The 15,087-nt window shown below is 71.0% G+C and carries 16 protein-coding genes; 12 read left to right on the top strand and 4 right to left on the bottom strand.

The genetic code is table 11. From position 1 onward, the window contains the following. The coding region (locus tag Vau01_RS29440) for a pentapeptide repeat-containing protein (protein WP_373320332.1) at window positions 1-808 on the bottom strand (808 nt) is incomplete at its 3' end. 111 nt (window positions 809-919) lie between these two features. On the opposite strand from Vau01_RS29440, the gene Vau01_RS29435 reads away from it, so the two are divergent. The 4 genes from Vau01_RS29435 (at window position 920) to Vau01_RS29420 (ending at window position 4,497) form a co-directional block, all read left to right on the top strand. Next, complete coding sequence (locus Vau01_RS29435) at window positions 920-1,384, top strand: TraR/DksA family transcriptional regulator (RefSeq protein WP_203999061.1); 465 nt, start codon at window positions 920-922, stop codon at window positions 1,382-1,384. 31 nt (window positions 1,385-1,415) lie between these two features. Continuing rightward, window positions 1,416-2,021, top strand: a complete 606-nt coding sequence (gene lspA / locus Vau01_RS29430) for a signal peptidase II (protein ID WP_239151943.1) — start codon at window positions 1,416-1,418, stop codon at window positions 2,019-2,021. Then, window positions 2,018-2,944 carry an RluA family pseudouridine synthase gene (locus Vau01_RS29425; protein WP_203999057.1) on the top strand — a complete coding sequence of 309 codons (927 nt, stop codon included), beginning with the start codon at window positions 2,018-2,020 and terminating at the stop codon, window positions 2,942-2,944. Before lspA ends, Vau01_RS29425 begins: the two co-directional genes overlap by 4 nt. A 227-nt stretch (window positions 2,945-3,171) precedes the next feature. Further along, window positions 3,172-4,497: a MinD/ParA family ATP-binding protein gene (locus tag Vau01_RS29420; RefSeq protein WP_373320330.1), complete on the top strand. Its 1,326-nt coding sequence runs from the start codon at window positions 3,172-3,174 to the stop codon at window positions 4,495-4,497. On the opposite strand, the gene Vau01_RS29415 is transcribed toward Vau01_RS29420, so the two are convergent. Further along, window positions 4,494-4,667 carry a hypothetical protein gene (locus Vau01_RS29415; RefSeq protein ID WP_203999053.1) on the bottom strand — a complete coding sequence of 58 codons (174 nt, stop codon included), beginning with the start codon at window positions 4,665-4,667 and terminating at the stop codon, window positions 4,494-4,496. The genes Vau01_RS29420 and Vau01_RS29415 overlap by 4 nt on opposite strands. A 225-nt stretch (window positions 4,668-4,892) precedes the next feature. On the opposite strand from Vau01_RS29415, the gene dnaE reads away from it, so the two are divergent. Together dnaE and Vau01_RS29405 are read left to right on the top strand one after the other, a co-directional pair. Beyond that, window positions 4,893-8,429: a DNA polymerase III subunit alpha gene (gene dnaE / locus Vau01_RS29410; protein ID WP_203999051.1), complete on the top strand. Its 3,537-nt coding sequence runs from the start codon at window positions 4,893-4,895 to the stop codon at window positions 8,427-8,429. A gap of 66 nt (window positions 8,430-8,495) precedes the next feature. Beyond that, window positions 8,496-9,419, top strand: coding sequence for a hypothetical protein (locus Vau01_RS29405; protein WP_203999049.1), 924 nt, complete (start codon window positions 8,496-8,498; stop codon window positions 9,417-9,419). On the opposite strand, the gene Vau01_RS29400 is transcribed toward Vau01_RS29405, so the two are convergent. Continuing rightward, complete coding sequence (locus tag Vau01_RS29400; protein WP_203999047.1) at window positions 9,355-10,053, bottom strand: LON peptidase substrate-binding domain-containing protein; 699 nt, start codon at window positions 10,051-10,053, stop codon at window positions 9,355-9,357. The genes Vau01_RS29405 and Vau01_RS29400 overlap by 65 nt on opposite strands. 41 nt (window positions 10,054-10,094) lie before the next feature. Then, on the bottom strand, window positions 10,095-10,925 hold the full coding sequence (locus Vau01_RS29395) for a hypothetical protein (protein WP_203999044.1): 831 nt from the start codon (window positions 10,923-10,925) through the stop codon (window positions 10,095-10,097). Between the two features lie 93 nt (window positions 10,926-11,018). Here Vau01_RS29395 and hisD point away from each other — a divergent pair, with 93 nt between their 5' ends. The 6 genes from hisD to Vau01_RS29365 are packed head-to-tail and all read left to right on the top strand — an operon-like array spanning window position 11,019 to window position 15,086. Next, on the top strand, window positions 11,019-12,311 hold the full coding sequence (hisD, locus tag Vau01_RS29390) for a histidinol dehydrogenase (RefSeq protein ID WP_203999041.1): 1,293 nt from the start codon (window positions 11,019-11,021) through the stop codon (window positions 12,309-12,311). After that, complete coding sequence (locus tag Vau01_RS29385; RefSeq protein ID WP_203999038.1) at window positions 12,308-13,369, top strand: histidinol-phosphate transaminase; 1,062 nt, start codon at window positions 12,308-12,310, stop codon at window positions 13,367-13,369. Before hisD ends, Vau01_RS29385 begins: the two co-directional genes overlap by 4 nt. Continuing rightward, the gene (gene hisB / locus Vau01_RS29380) at window positions 13,369-13,983 is read left to right on the top strand and encodes an imidazoleglycerol-phosphate dehydratase HisB (protein WP_203999036.1); all 615 of its coding nucleotides are present in this window, start codon (window positions 13,369-13,371) and stop codon (window positions 13,981-13,983) included. Before Vau01_RS29385 ends, hisB begins: the two co-directional genes overlap by 1 nt. Then, complete coding sequence (locus Vau01_RS29375) at window positions 13,980-14,144, top strand: CG2302 family histidine operon protein (RefSeq protein ID WP_203999033.1); 165 nt, start codon at window positions 13,980-13,982, stop codon at window positions 14,142-14,144. The genes hisB and Vau01_RS29375 overlap by 4 nt, the downstream gene beginning before the upstream one ends. Before the next feature lie 13 nt (window positions 14,145-14,157). Continuing rightward, entirely contained in the window at window positions 14,158-14,769 is a 612-nt protein-coding gene (hisH, locus tag Vau01_RS29370) for an imidazole glycerol phosphate synthase subunit HisH (RefSeq protein ID WP_203999031.1), read from the top strand. Further along, window positions 14,766-15,086: a hypothetical protein gene (locus Vau01_RS29365; protein WP_203999028.1), complete on the top strand. Its 321-nt coding sequence runs from the start codon at window positions 14,766-14,768 to the stop codon at window positions 15,084-15,086. The genes hisH and Vau01_RS29365 overlap by 4 nt, the downstream gene beginning before the upstream one ends. Window position 15,087: the final 1 nt, after the last annotated feature.

Raw genomic sequence — 15,087 nt, 5'->3', positions numbered from 1 at the left:
CCCCGCGAAGGCTAGCGCCGCAAAGGGCGGTGCTGTCAAGGCGACCCCCGCGAAGGCCGGCGCCACGAAGGCGGGCGCCGCAAAGGCGGGTGCCGGCAAGGCGTCCCCGGCGAAGGCGGCCTCGGCGAAGGCGGCTCCCGCGACGGCGGCCCCCGCGAAGGCGCCCGCAAGCAAGGCGGCCTCGGCGAAGGCTGCCTCGGCGAAGGCGCCCGCCGGCAAGGCTGCCTCGGCGAAGGCGGCGCCCGCAAGCAAGGCGACCTCGGCGAAGGCGGCCCCCGCGAAGGCGCCCGCCGGCAAGGCTGCCCCGGCGAAAGCGGGTGCCAGCAAGGCGGCTCCGGCCAGGGCAGGTGCCGGCAATGCGGCAAAGGCCGGGTCTGCGAAGGCGACTCCGGCGAAGGCGACTCCGGCGAAGGCGACTCCGGCGAAAGCCACTGCCGGCAAGGCGGCCCCGGCGAAGGCGACCCCTGGCAAGGCGGCCCCGGCCAGGAAGGCTTCCGCGAAGGCCGGCACGGCAGCCCCTTCCAAGGCGGCTCCAGCCAAGGCGAACTCGGCCAAGGCGGCACCCACTGCCAAGGCGGCCCCCGCCGTCACGGCAGCGAACAAGGCGACTGCCGGCAGGACCACGGCAAGCAAGAGCGCGGCCGGCACGGCAGTAGGTAACAAGACGGTGGCCAGCAGGGCAGCTGGAACCACGGCTTCGAAGACGGCAACGAAGACGGCCGCCGGCGTGGCGGTAGGTGCGAAGAAAACAGGCTCGTCCCGTCCCCCCGACACAAGCGACGTGTCCGGCGCCCCGCGCCGGGCACAAACCGCCGGCCCTGGCCGGACGACGACCTCTGACGGCCCGGTTCGGGCCGGCGGGGGAAACCCACCCAACGCAGTATCGACCACCGCGGCCGCCGCGGTCGAGGGAGCGACGATGGCCCAGACAGCACAATCCAAGCCGACCAAGGCGACGAAGGCCACGTCGGCCAAGTCAGCCGGCAACGCCGGGCGCGCCGCCGCCGCCAAGCGGGGCACGCGGAGCGAGGCCGACACCGAGGAGATCCGGAACGCGCTGCGTGAGCGGCACCTCGAACTGCGTACCGAGTACGACCAGACGGTGGCCGACATCGCCGAGTTGCAGCGCGACCGGTTGACCGACTCCGCCGGCGACGACCAGGCCGACACCGGAACCAAGACGTTCGAGCGCGAGCAGGAGATTTCGCTGGCCAACAACATCCTGGAGCGCATCAACCAGGTGGAGCGGGCCCTGGAGCGGCTCGACGAGGGCAGCTACGGCTGGTGCGAGCGGTGCGGGAACGCGATCCCGGTCGAGCGGCTGGCGGCATTCCCGTCGGCTACGCTCTGCGTGAGTTGCAAGCAGTTGGAGGAGCGCCGCTAGCGCTTCTCGATCAAGCGTGGAGTGGGTGGGCGTGGCGCAGGGTTCTCAGATCGACCGGCGCCGCGTCCTCACTCTTTTCTTCGGCATCGCCGTCGCGGTGACGCTGATCGACCAGGTCACCAAGCATCTCACCGTGGTGTACCTGGCCGACCGGGAACCGGTGAAGGTGCTCGGGGGCCTGGTCTATCTCATGCACGTGCGGAACAGCGGCGCGGCGTTCAGCATGGGCACCGGTGTCACCTGGGTGTTCCCGATCGTTGCGCTGGTCGTGACCGTGGTGCTCGGCTTCGTGATCCGTAACGTCCGGTCGACGGCGTGGGCGATCGCGCTCGGTCTGGTGTTCGGCGGGGTGATCGGCAATCTCGGCGACCGGCTGTTCCGGTCGCCCGGTCCGTTCGTGGGTCACGTGGTCGACATGGTCAGCCTCCTCGACGAGCGTGGCCAGGGCTTTCCCGTGTTCAACGGCGCCGACTCGGCGCTGACCATCGGCGTCGTCCTGATCATCCTGCTGGAGCTCAGCGGCCGGCAGCGCGACGGGACCAGATTGCCCAGCCGGGCCGAAAAAGCCGCCGCCGAAAGAGTCAAAGCCGAAGAAGCGGAAAAAGAGCAAAAAGCGGAAGAAGAGACGCGCGGATGAGCCGGGACCGACGGTCGATGCCGGTGCCCGACGGGCTCGACGGCATGCGGCTCGACCAGGCGATCGCCCGGATGTTCGGGCTCTCCCGCACCGGCGCGGCCGAACTCATCGACGCCGGTGACGTCGAGGTCGACGGATCGGTGAAGGTGAAGTCCGACCGTCTCAAGGCCGGCTCCTGGCTGGAGGTGGCGCTGCCGGCGCCGCCCGCGCCGGTGGAGATCGTTCCGGAGACGGTCACCGGGATGTCCGTCATCTACAGCGACGACGACATCGTGGTGGTCGACAAGCCGGTCGGCGTCGCCGCGCACCCCAGCCCGGGCTGGACCGGCCCGACCGTGATCGGCGGCGTCGCCGCGCTCGGCCACCGGGTGTCGACCAGCGGAGCCGCCGAGCGGCAGGGCGTGGTGCACCGCCTCGACGTGGGCACCACCGGGGTGATGGTGGTCGCCAAGAGCGAGCGGGCGTACAGCGCGTTGAAGCGGGCGTTCAAGGAACGCGAGGTCGACAAGCGGTACCACGCGGTGGTCCAGGGGCATCCGGACCCGTCGCGGGGCACGATCGACGCGCCGATCGACCGGCACCCGCACCAGGACTACAAGTTCGCGGTGGTGGCCGGCGGCCGGCCCAGTATCACCCACTACGACACGGTGGAGGCGTTCCCGGCGGCGACGCTCGTCGATGTCCGCCTGGAGACCGGACGGACCCACCAGATCCGGGTGCACTTCGCCGCGCTGCGGCACCCGTGCGTGGGGGATCTCACGTATGGTGCCGATCCGACGCTCGCGGCGCGCCTCGGGCTGCAGCGGCAATGGCTGCACGCGGTGCGTTTGGGCTTCGCCCATCCGGGCACGGGAGAGTACGTCGAGTTCGAGAGCCCGTACCCGAAGGACCTGGCTGCCGCGTTGACCTCTCTGCAGGCGTAACCCCGGTGCCTCGCCGCGACGTTGAGTAGTGGGGCCCGGGCGGGAAGTCGCACAATTCTTCGCCTTGGCCAGTGGTCTGATCCGCGTTACATCCGTAGCCTGTAGCGGACGCGGTGGTGTGGCTGGCAGCAGTTGATCTGTCGCCGACCGAGGCGACCGGCAGCAGTTGATCTGTCGCCGAGTGAGGCGATGGAGACCGGCCGCGAGGTCGGGCGAGAAATGGGGAGTTGTCCGTGGAGCGCACCGATGCAAGTTGGGGGCGTCCCGCGGAGGATAACCCCCGGTGGAGGTCACTCCTCGACCGCGCTCTGTTAGGCCGGGGTGGCCCCGGCGACGACGACTACGACGGCCGTTTCTCGGAGGACCGATTGGCCCAGGCCAGAACGGCGCGTTACGCCGACGAGGGGTACCGCGACAACGGATACGGCGAGCAGGGATACCGCGATGCCGGCCGTGATGCCGGCTACAGCGAGTACAACGGGCGCGGTTACGAGCCGCGCCGCGAGGACTATCCCCAGCCTCCGCCGCAGGAGGCGTACGAGGAGTACCCGCGCAACGGGAACGGCAACGGCTACGGCTATGCCCAGGTCCCGCCGCAGCAGGGGTACGACGAGTACGCCGGTTACCCGCAGCAGGCCGAGGGGTACGAGCAGCCCGTCAACGGCTACGAACAGCCGGTCAACGGCTACCAGCAGGAATGGCAGCAGGCGGCCGAGCCGGCGCCCGTCGCCACCGACGCGTTCGTCGAGGTGCTGCGGCGCGAGCTTGCCTCACCGCACGTGCTCGCGTTCGCGAACCCCAAGGGCGGCGTCCACAAGACCACGGCCACCGTGCTCACCGCGGCGTCCGTCGGGAGCGTGCGCGGCAAGGGCGTGCTGGCCTGGGACGACAACGAACTGCGCGGCACGCTCGGGCTCCGGGCCGGGTCCGCGCGGCACGCGCGGACCATCCGGCACCTGGTCAGAGATCTGGTGGACGTCGAGGGAGCGGCCGGTTACGACCTGCACACGCGGCTCGACGACTACCTCCGGCACGCGTCCGACGGCACGTACGACGTCCTCGCCGGTGAGGAGAACCCGCGGTTCGCGCAGCGGCTCGACCCGTACACGGTGAAGCGGGTGCTCGACCTGCTGCGCCGCACCCACGACGTCATCTGCGTCGACACCGGTAACAACGTGGAGAGCCCGAACTGGCAGACCGTGCTGCAGGCGGCCGACCAACTCGTCGTCACCACCGTGCCGCGCGAAGACGCGGCCTTCACCGCCGACTGGATGCTCGACCTGCTCGACGAGGCCGGCATGGACGACATGGTGTCGAACGCGGTGACGCTGCTCTCGTGCCCGTCGCCGAACGCGACGCCGCTCATCGAAGACCTGGCCGCCCACTTCGCGGCACGCACGCGCGCCGTCGTGGTGGTCCCGTACGACCCGGCCCTGGAGAGCGGCTCGCTGATCGAGCTGTCGGACCTCCAGCCCGCCACCCAGGCCGCCTGGCTGCGGGCGGCGGCCGTGATGATGGACCCGTACGCCCGCGACAGCGACCCGTACGCCTAGAGCGCGAACAGCACGCCGGCGGCGGCGAGGGCGACGATCAGGACGCCCAGGATGACCCATCCCAGGACGGGCAGTCGGAGGTTGCCGCCGGCGGCGCGGTGCCGGGCGGCCTGGTGCACGATCGCGGGATACGGCGATGCGTGGTACACCGCTGGAGCCTCGGTGCTCATGGGGGCCTCACAGTGCTTGCGGGGGTAGTGCCAGCCACATCGGCAGGGCAGCGCGGTGGGTAAGAGTTTTGCCACGACGGGTCATGGATAGTGCCAGCCTTGTCCGGCGGTGTGGTGCGACGTGTCGCACTGGTCGAAGTCCGCCGCGGACGGACTAGGCTCTCCTGAGTCGCCAGCCCGGGTGGGGTGCCTCGGGTTCTCGGCGTGAGATTAAGGGGGCGCGGCATGGGTGACTCGTTTGTGCATCTGCACGTGCACACCGAGTACTCGATGCTCGACGGCGCCGCTCGGCTCAAGCATCTTTTCGAGGAGACCAGCCGCCAGGGCATGCCCGCGCTGGCGATGACCGACCACGGCAACATCTACGGCGCCTACGACTTCTACAAGCAGGCGACGGCCGCCGGCGTCAAGCCGATCATCGGCACCGAGGCGTACCTCACACCGGGTACCCACCGGGGCGACCGGACCCGGGTGCGGTGGGCCGACGGCGGCGAGAACGACGTCTCCGGGTCCGGCGCCTACACCCACATGACGATGCTCGCCGCCGACGCCGACGGCCTGCACAACCTGTTCCGGCTCGGCAGCCGGGCGAGCCTGGAGGGCTTCTTCTACAAGCCCCGGGCCGACCGCGAACTGCTGAACCAGTACGGCAAGGGCATCATCGCCACCACCGGATGCCCGTCGGGCGAGGTGCAGACGTGGCTGCGCATCGGCAACTTCGAGAAGGCGTGCGAGTCGGCCGCGGAGTTCCGCGACATCTTCGGCCCCGACAACTTCTACCTCGAACTCATGGACCACGGGCTCGACATCGAGACCCGCATCCGGCAGGACCTGATCGCGCTCGGCAAGCGGCTCAACCTCAAGCCGGTCGCCACCAACGACCTGCACTACACGTTCGAGCCCGACCACGACGCGCACGAGGTGCTGCTGTGCGTGCAGTCGGGGTCGACGCTGGCCGACCCGAAGCGGTTCAAGTTCGACGCGCGCGACTTCTACCTGAAGTCGGCCGAGCAGATGCGCAAGCTCTGGGACGCCGAGGTGCCCGACGCCTGCGACAACACGCTCGAGATCGCCGAGAAGATCGGCGACTACAAGAGCGTGTTCGCGTCCCGGAACCTGATGCCGCAGTTCCCCGTGCCCGACGGCGAGACCGAGGAGAGCTTCCTGCGGGCCGAGGTGCGGCGCGGCATGGAGCGCCGGTTTCCCGGCGGCGTGCCGGAGGGCCACTCCAAGCAGGCCGAGTACGAGCTCGACGTCATCTGCAAGATGGGCTTCCCCGGCTACTTCCTGGTCACCGCCGACCTCGTCGACCACGCCAAGAAGGAGGGCATCCGGGTGGGCCCGGGCCGTGGCTCGGCCGCCGGTGCCCTGATCGCGTACGCGCTGGGCATCACCGAGCTCGACCCGATCCCGCACGGCCTGCTGTTCGAGCGGTTCCTCAACCCCGACCGCATCTCGATGCCCGACATCGACATGGACTTCGACGAGCGCCGGCGCGGCGACATGATCCGGTACGCCACCGAGCGGTACGGCGAGGCGCGGGTCGCCCAGATCATCACGTACGGCACGATCAAGGCGAAGGCCGCGGTCAAGGACGCGGCGCGCGTGCTCGGCTACCCGTTCGCGATGGGCGACCGCATCACCAAGGCCATGCCGCCGCCGGTGATGGGCAAGGACATCCCGCTCACCGGCATCTTCGACCCGAAGCACCCGCGGTACCCGGAGGCGGTCGAGTTCCGCCAGCTGTACGACTCCGACGGCGAGGTCAAGAAGATCGTCGACACCGCGAAGGGCCTCGAGGGGCTCAAGCGGCAGTGGGGCGTGCACGCGGCCGGCGTCATCCTGAGCCGTGACCCGCTGGTCGACGTCCTGCCGATCCACAAGCGCGAGCAGGACGGCGCGATCATCACCCAGTGGGACATGGGCGCGTGCGAGTCCATCGGCCTGCTGAAGATGGACTTCCTGGGGCTGCGCAACCTCACGATCATGGACGACTGCCTCATCTCCATCAAGGAGAACCGGGGCGACGACCTGGTGCTGGAGCAGCTGCCGCTCGACAACAAGGCCGCCTACGAGTTGCTGGCGCGCGGCGACACGCTCGGCGTGTTCCAGCTCGACGGTGGCCCGATGCGCTCGCTGCTGCGCTCGATGGTCCCCGACAACTTCGAGGACATCTCCGCGGTGCTCGCGCTGTACCGGCCCGGTCCGATGGGTGCCAACGCCCACAACGAGTACGCCGACCGGAAGAACAACCGCAAGCCGGTGGTGCCGATCCACCCGGAGCTGGCGGAGGCGCTCGAAGACATCCTCGGCGACACGTACGGCCTGATCGTGTACCAGGAACAGGTCATGGCGATCGCGCAGAAGCTCGCCGGGTACTCGCTCGGCGCCGCCGACCTGCTGCGGCGGGCGATGGGCAAGAAGAAGAAGGAGATCCTCGACAAGGAGTACGTCCCGTTCTCCGAGGGCATGAAGGCCAACGGCTACTCGCCGGCGGCGATCAAGACGCTGTGGGACATCCTCGTCCCGTTCTCCGACTACGCGTTCAACAAGGCGCACACCGCCGGCTACGGGCTCATCGCGTACTGGACCGCCTACCTCAAGGCCAACTTCGCGCCCGAGTACATGGCGGCGCTGCTCACCAGCGTCGGCGACGACAAGGACAAGTCGGCCGTCTACCTGGCCGAGTGCCGGCGCATGGGCATCAAGGTGCTGCCGCCCGACGTCAACGCGTCGACGCTGCGGTTCACCGCCGTCGGCAACGACATCCGGTTCGGCCTGGGTGCGGTGCGCAACGTCGGCGTCAACGTGGTCGAGGCGATCCGGCGGTGCCGCAAGGAGAAGGGCGACTACACCGACTTCTACGACTACCTGCGCAAGGTCGACCAGGTCGCCTGCAACAAGAAGAGCATCGAATCATTGATCAAGGCCGGCGCGTTCGACTCGATGGGGCACACCCGCAAGGGCCTGCTCGCCGTGCACGCCGACGCGATCGACGCGTTCGTCGACGTCAAGAAGAACGAGGCCGTTGGCCAGTTCGACCTGTTCGGTTCGATGTTCGACGACGGCGACTCGTCCGGCGATCCCGGCCTGGTGGTGACCCCGCCGATCCCGACCTCGGAGTGGGACAAGTCCGACCTGTTGGCGTTCGAACGGGAAATGCTCGGCCTGTACGTCAGCGACCACCCGCTGTTCGGCCTGGAGCACGCGCTGAACAAGGCCGCCGACATGCAGATCGCCCGCCTCAACGAGGAGGGCGCGGTCTCCGACGGCTCGGTGGTCACGCTCGCCGGCATCCTGTCCGGGGTGCAGCGGCGGATCACCAAGCAGGGCAAGGCGTGGGCGTCGGCGTCGCTGGAGGACCTCACCGGCGCGGTCGAGGCGCTGTTCTTCCCCAACACGTACGAGCTCGTCGGCCAGTACATCGCCGAGGACGCGATCGTGGTGGTGAAGGGGCGCGTCGACCGGCGCGACGACCAGCCCCGGCTGATGGCGATGGACCTGTCGATCCCCGACATCAGCGCGCCCGACGACCACAAGCCGGTGGTGCTGGCGCTGCCGCCGTCGCGATGCACGCCGCCGCTGGTGGAGCGGTTGAAGGAGGTGCTGGCCAGCCATCCCGGCTCGGCCGAGGTGCACCTCAAACTGGTCAACGGCAGCCGGAGCACGCTGCTGCGGCTCGGCCCGCTGCGGGTCAACGCCACGCCGGCGCTGATGGGCGACCTGAAGGCGCTGCTCGGCCCCGGCTCGCTGGCGAGCTGAGGGGCACCGCCGCGCCGGGGGCTTGACCGGCGTCCGGCACTCAGGTGGGCGTGGCAGGATCACAAGGTGAACTCGCCATCATCCGGACCCGACGAGCCACCCGCGCCGGTCGATCTGACGAAGCCCGCGCCCGCCCCGCCGGCGCCGGCCGACCAGCCGATATGGGCGATCGGCCCCGACGCGGTCGGCAACGGCTCGGTCGGCAACGGCCCGGTCGGAAACGGTGAGAACGGGTACGCCGCCCCGCCGCCCGACTGGGTGCCGGTGGTCGGCGAGCCGGAGGTCCGCACCACCCCGCGCGATTGGCTGATCGAGATCGCCGCCGCGCTGGCCGTCGCCGTGGTGCTCACCGGCCTCGGCGCGGGCCTCGCCTACGTGTGGGCGGAGATCAGCCCCCGCACGGTTCTGGAGATGACCGCCGACGGCGCGGTGTACACCGAGCCGCACCCGGAGGGGTACGTCGCGGGCGAGAGCGTCTACCTGCTGATGACCGCCGGGGTCGGGATCCTGGCGCCGGTGGCGGTGTGGCTGCTGCTGCGCCGGCGCCGCGGCCCGATCATGCTCGCCGGGCTCGCGGTCGGTTCGGTGGCCGGTGCGACGCTGATGGCCTGGCTCGGCCAGCGGATCGACCTCGATGAGTACCGTCGGTTGCTGACGAGCGCGCCGGTCGGCTCCCGGTTCGAGATCCCGGTCAAGGTGTACTCGGCGGTGATCGACCTGGCCGGGTTCCGGATCCAGGGTGCGGTGCTGGTGCAGGCGATGATCGCGGTGGCGATCTACACCTTCCTGGCCGGTTTCTACCCGACGCCGAGCCTGCGACCGGAACGCGCGGTTGTGCACTGGGTGCCGCCGGAACCGGCGCCGGGACCCGATCCGGAGGCCGCCCCGGAGCCCGCCCCGGAGGACGAGAAGGCCGGCGACATGGTCAGTTCGGGCTCGCCGGAGACGTCAGATCACCGAGCGGCGCCGGCACCGCCCGCAGGCGGTTGAGCAGCGTCACCTCGCGACGCAGCAGCGTCCGTTCGGCCCGCAGGCGGCGCACGGTGTCGTCGGCGGCGAGCAGCCGCTGCCGATCCTCCAGCGGCAGCACCGCACTCGCGGCCACCAGGTACGAGAGCACGCCGGGCCGGTCGGGCAGCTGCTCGCCGACCTCCGGCGTCTGCTGCCGCATCATCGTGATGTACCGCTGGAACAGGTCGAGGACCGTGGTCGACAGCCGCTCGGCCAGTTGCTCGTCGCCGGTCGGCTCGCTCAGCAGCTCGACGTCGGCCACCAGGTACGGGGCCGGATCGTCGACGAGTTGCTTCGTGCGGAACCGCCGCCGCCCGACCGTCACCAGGTCGAACCGGCCGTCGGGATGCTCGGTGACCGTGCGGACCTCGGCCGTGCACCCGACCTCGTAGAGGGTGAGCGACCCACCGGCGGTGAGGCCGCCCGGCCCGGTGGACTGCACCTCCCAGCCGCTCTTGATCGCGACGACGCCGAACTCGCGCGTCTGGTCGGCCGGCAGGTCGATGAGGTCGCGGACGAGCGAGCGGTAACGCGGCTCGAAGATGTGCAACGGCAGCACCAGCCCGGGGAACAGCACCGTGCCGAGCGGGAAGAGCGGCAGCCGCGCGGTCACGGCCAAAGACTAACCCGCACCGGCTCGACCCGCCGGGCAACTCACGTCGCGTGCCGTGGCGGCGCCGTCTCCTTCCACGTGACGCCGAGGCGGGCGGCCACCCCGTCGAGCGCCTCCCGGGTCCGGGCGGCGACCGCGAGCGGCTGCTCGGACCCGTCGGCGGTGTCGTGGTAGACGAGCGCGTCCGGGGCACCGTGCACGGTGACGTTGCCGCCGAGTTCGCGCCACGGCAGGAAACCGAGTGCCGGCAACGGATCCGGGGCAGCGGCCCGGTCGGGGACGGCCGTCCAGCCGACGTACCTCGGCAGGCGGACCACCGCCATCAGGAGGAAGAACTCGGACAGGCTGCGCGCCTGCACCCGCCATCTCTCGTCGGCGGTCACCAGCGCGGGCGGGTCCGACAGGTCGGCGTGCGCGGCGGCGTAGCCCCACTCGTTGCAGTACTGGTACTCGGCCATGAACCGGCACACGCGCAGGTCGGTGGTGCCGAACAGGCCCGGCGTCAGGTCGATCTCGTCACCGCCGCCGGCCTCCAGCGACGGTGGGTAGATCGGATGCGTCCAGTAGAAGCGGGGGTTGGCGACGAACGAGTTGAACGGCAGGCTCCACCACTCGTCCAGGGCGCCCGGCACCTCCAGGGCGAGGTCGACGTGCTCGAAGTCGTCGTCTTCGTCCTCGTCGTAGGACGACGGGTCGTCACGGAGTTCGTCGAGCCGCTCACGGTTGTCGTCGATCCAGCCGATGCCCGATTCGTCCTCGATGTCGAGGCCCCACTCGCGCTGGAACGCGTTGAGCAACCGCCACCTGGCGTCCGTGGTTTTGGCCGCGTCGAGGCGGGCGCGGAAGGACCCGTAATCGATGACCGTCGTCATGGTGGGAACCCTAGCGACGGAGATCAAGTCCGGCCCTCGGACACCGGCGCGGGCGGGAACGGGCGGCACCAGGCACGACCTAGACTTGTCCGGGTGCTGACCCGGATCGACCTGCGCGGTTCCGCTGCGGACCCGCGCCGTCTCCTGCCCCGAGCCGCCGTCGACGTCACCGCCGCCACCGAGGCGATGCGGCCGATCGTCGAGGCGGTGCGCGAGCACGGTGCCGACGCGGTGCGCGCCGCCACCCGGAAGTTCGACGGGGTGGAACTGGAGCATCTCCGGGTACCCGTCGAGGCCCTGAGCCGGGCCGCCGACGCGCTCGACCCCGACGTGCGGGCCGCGCTGCTGGAGTCGATCGGGCGGGCCCGCCAGGTGCACGCCGATCAGCGCCGCACCGACGTCACCACGAACGTGGTGCCGGGCGGCACGGTCACCCAGCGGTGGATCCCGGTCCAGCGGGTCGGGCTGTACGTGCCCGGCGGGCTGGCCGCGTTGGCGTCCAGCGTGGTGATGAACGTGGTACCGGCGCAGACCGCCGGCGTCGAGGGAATCGCCGTCAGCAGCCCGCCGCAGCGCGACACCGGCCTGCCGCACCCGGTGATCATGGGCGCCTGCTCGCTGCTCGGCATCGACGAGGTGTACGCGGTGGGCGGCGGCCAGGCGATCGCGATGCTCGGCTACGGCGTACCCGGCGAGTGCGAGCCGGTCGACATGATCACCGGTCCCGGCAATGTGTGGGTCACCGCCGCGAAGCGGCTGCTGCGCGGCGAGGTCGGCATCGACGCCGAGGCCGGGCCCACCGAGATCGCGATCCTCGCCGACGACACGGCCGACCCGGTGCACGTCGCGGTCGACCTGATCAGCCAGGCCGAGCACGACCCGATGGCGGCGAGCGTGCTGGTCACGGCCAGCGAGGAACTGGTCGGCAGCGTCGAGAAGGAACTGGTGGCCCGGGTGGCGGCAACGAAGCACAGCGAGCGGGTCACCACCGCGCTCACCGGTCCGCAGTCGGCGGTCGTGCTGGTCGACGACCTGGCGGCGGGCCTCCGGGTGGTCGACGCCTACGCCGCCGAGCACCTGGAGATCCAGACCCGCGACGCGCGAAAAGTGGCCGAACGCGTGCGCAACGCCGGCGCGGTCTTCGTCGGTGCCTGGTCGCCGGTATCGCTCGGCGACTACTGCGCCGGGTCGAACCACGTGCTGCCCACCGGCGGCTGCGCCCGGCACCAGAGCGGGCTGTCGGTGCAGACGTTCCTGCGCGGCGTGCAGCTCATCGAGTACGACGAGGCGGCGCTGCGCGAGGTGGCCGGCCACGTGGTCGCGCTCTCGCACGCCGAAGACCTGCCCGCCCACGGCGAGGCCGTCACCGCGAGGTTTTCGACATGACGCTGCCGTTGAGGGACGAGCTGAAGGGGCTCAAGCCGTACGGCGCGCCGCAGCTCGACGTCGCCGTGCGCCTGAACACGAACGAGAACTCGTACGCGTTGCCGGAACCGGTCGCGGCGGCCGTCGAGAAGGCGCTCACGGGCGTCCTCAAGGATCTGAACCGGTATCCGGACCGCGACGCGAAGGCCCTGCGCGCCGACCTCGCCGCCTACCTCGGGCACGGCCTCGGCGAGGCGAACGTGTGGGCGGCGAACGGCTCCAACGAGGTGCAGCAGCAGTTGCTGCAGGCGTTCGGCGGGCCGGGACGCCGGGCGTTGGGCTTCACGCCGTCGTACTCGATGCACCCGTTGCTGTGCGCCGGAACCGGCACCGGGTGGATCCCGGCGAAGCGCGGCCCCGACTTCGACCTCGGCCCGGGTGAGGCGGTCGCGCAGGTGCGCGAGCACCGGCCCGACGTGGTGTTCCTCTGCTCGCCGAACAACCCGACCGGCACCGCGTTGCAGCCCGACGTGATCGAGGCGGTCGCGAACGAGGCGACCGGGATGGTGATCGTCGACGAGGCGTACGCCGAGTTCGCCCGGCCCGGAACGCCCAGCGCGCTGGCGCTGCTCGGGAGGTACCCGCGGCTGGTCGTCACCCGGACCATGAGCAAGGCGTTCGCGTTCGCCGGCGGCCGCGTCGGCTACCTGGCGGCCGGGCCGGCGGTGGTCGACGCGATGCTGCTGGTGCGGCTGCCGTACCACCTGTCGTCGCTCACCCAGGCCGCCGCGCGGGCCGCGGTCGGCCAGGCGCCGGCGCTGCTGGCCACGGTCGACGCGATCAAGGAGCAGCGCGACCGCATCGTGGCGGAGCTGCGACGGGACGGGCTGACCGTCGCCGACAGCGACGCAAACTTCGTGCTGTTCGGGCGCTTCGACGACCAGTCGGCGGTGTGGCGGGCGCTGCTCGACCGCGGCGTGCTCGTACGCGACGTGGGGCTGGCCGGGTGGTTGCGCGTCACCGCCGGCACGCCGGAGGAGACCGACGCGTTCCTGCGGGCGATCAGAGAGGTGCTGTGATGGGACGCGTCGGGAGCGTGGAGCGCAACACCCACGAGAGCAAGGTGAGCGTGCGGGTCGACCTCGACGGGTCGGGTTCCGTCGACGTGTCGACCGGCATCGGCTTCTACGACCACATGCTCGCCCAGCTGGGCAAGCACGGCGGGTTCGACCTGCGCGTGCACACCACCGGCGACCTGGAGGTCGACGCCCACCACACGGTGGAGGACACCGCGCTCGCCCTGGGCACGGCGTTCGCCGAGGCGCTCGGCGACAAGGCCGGCCTCACCCGGTTCGGCAGCGCGATCGTCCCGCTCGACGAGGTGCTCGTGCAGGCGTCGGTCGACCTGTCGGGGCGCCCGTACGTGGTGCACGACGAGCCCACGACCATCGCCCCCTACATCGGGCCGGTGTATCCGACCAGCCTCACCCGGCACATCTGGGAGTCGTTCGGGCACACCGCGAAGATCACGTTGCACGTCACGGTGCTGCGGGCGTCGCGGCCGGGGGCCCAGCCCGACGCGCACCACGTGGTCGAGGCGCAGTTCAAGGCGGTCGCGCGGGCGCTGCGCCAGGCGGTGGCGGTCGACCCGCGCAACGCCGGCCAGGTGCCGAGCACCAAGGGCGTCCTGTGAGCACGGTTCTGACCGTGGTCCTTTTCGCGCTGGGCGGCGTACTCATCGGTGGCGCGTGGTCGATGCGGCAGCAGGGTGCGTCGACGAAGGCGGTCGCGCTCTTCGGGGCGATGGCGCTCATGTCGGTGACGGCCGGCGCCCTCCGACTCGTCTACGGCTGAGGGGAGGCTCTCGATGGCAACGGTTGTCGTGCTCGACCACGGGTCGGGCAACCTGCGGTCGGCACAACGCGCGCTGGCCCGCGTCGGCGCCGACGTCACCGTCACCGGTGATCTCGACGCGGCGGCCCGGGCCGACGGCCTGGTGGTGCCGGGCGTCGGCGCGTTCGCGGCGGTGATGGCCGGCATCGACGCGATCAACGCCGGTCCGGTGATCGCCGACCGGGTGCGGGCCGGCGCGCCGGTGCTCGGCATCTGTGTCGGCATGCAGGTGATGTTCGCGGCCGGCACCGAGCACGGGGTCGAGACCAAGGGGCTCGGGCTGGTGCCGGGCGAGGTCACCCGCCTTGACGCGCCGGTGGTGCCGCACATGGGGTGGAACGTCGTCCGGTGGCCCGCGAACGCCCGCCTGGCCGAGGGGTTGGGCGAGGGCGAGCGCTTCTACTTCGTCCACTCGTATGCGGCCCGGCCGACGCCGGGCCTGGACGGGGCAGCGGTGACCGACCACGGCGGGGATTTCGTCGCCGCGTTCGACACCGCCGTGCTCGCGGCCACCCAGTTCCACCCGGAGAAGTCCGGCGACGCCGGTGCCACCCTGCTCCGGAACTGGGTGCGATCGCTGTCATGAGCAAGGAACGTGCGGTGCGGCGGGCGGCCCGGCTGGCCGAGGCGGAGGCCGCCCAGGCGCGGCGCGACCGGCTCCAGGCCCGGGCCGCACAGCGCCGGGCGCTCGCGCGGCGGTTGCGGCCGCGCGTGGGTCGTACGGGACGCATGTTCGCACGTCGCTCGCGCGGCCAGCGTGCCGCGATCGTCGCCGGCTGCCTGGGTGTGCTGGTATTGGTCTGGCTGCTCGTAGGGTCCCTGACGCTGCGTGTAGCGATTACCGTGCTCGTTGTACTCGTCGCACCCGCCATCGTGGTGCTGGCCTTCGACCGGAGGATCTGAC

Source organism: Virgisporangium aurantiacum (genome assembly GCF_016863635.1).
Taxonomy (GTDB): Bacteria; Actinomycetota; Actinomycetes; order Mycobacteriales; family Micromonosporaceae; genus Virgisporangium; species Virgisporangium aurantiacum.
The sequence above is the reverse complement of the archived record's forward strand: the minus strand, read 5'-3'. Positions and strand labels throughout refer to the sequence as shown.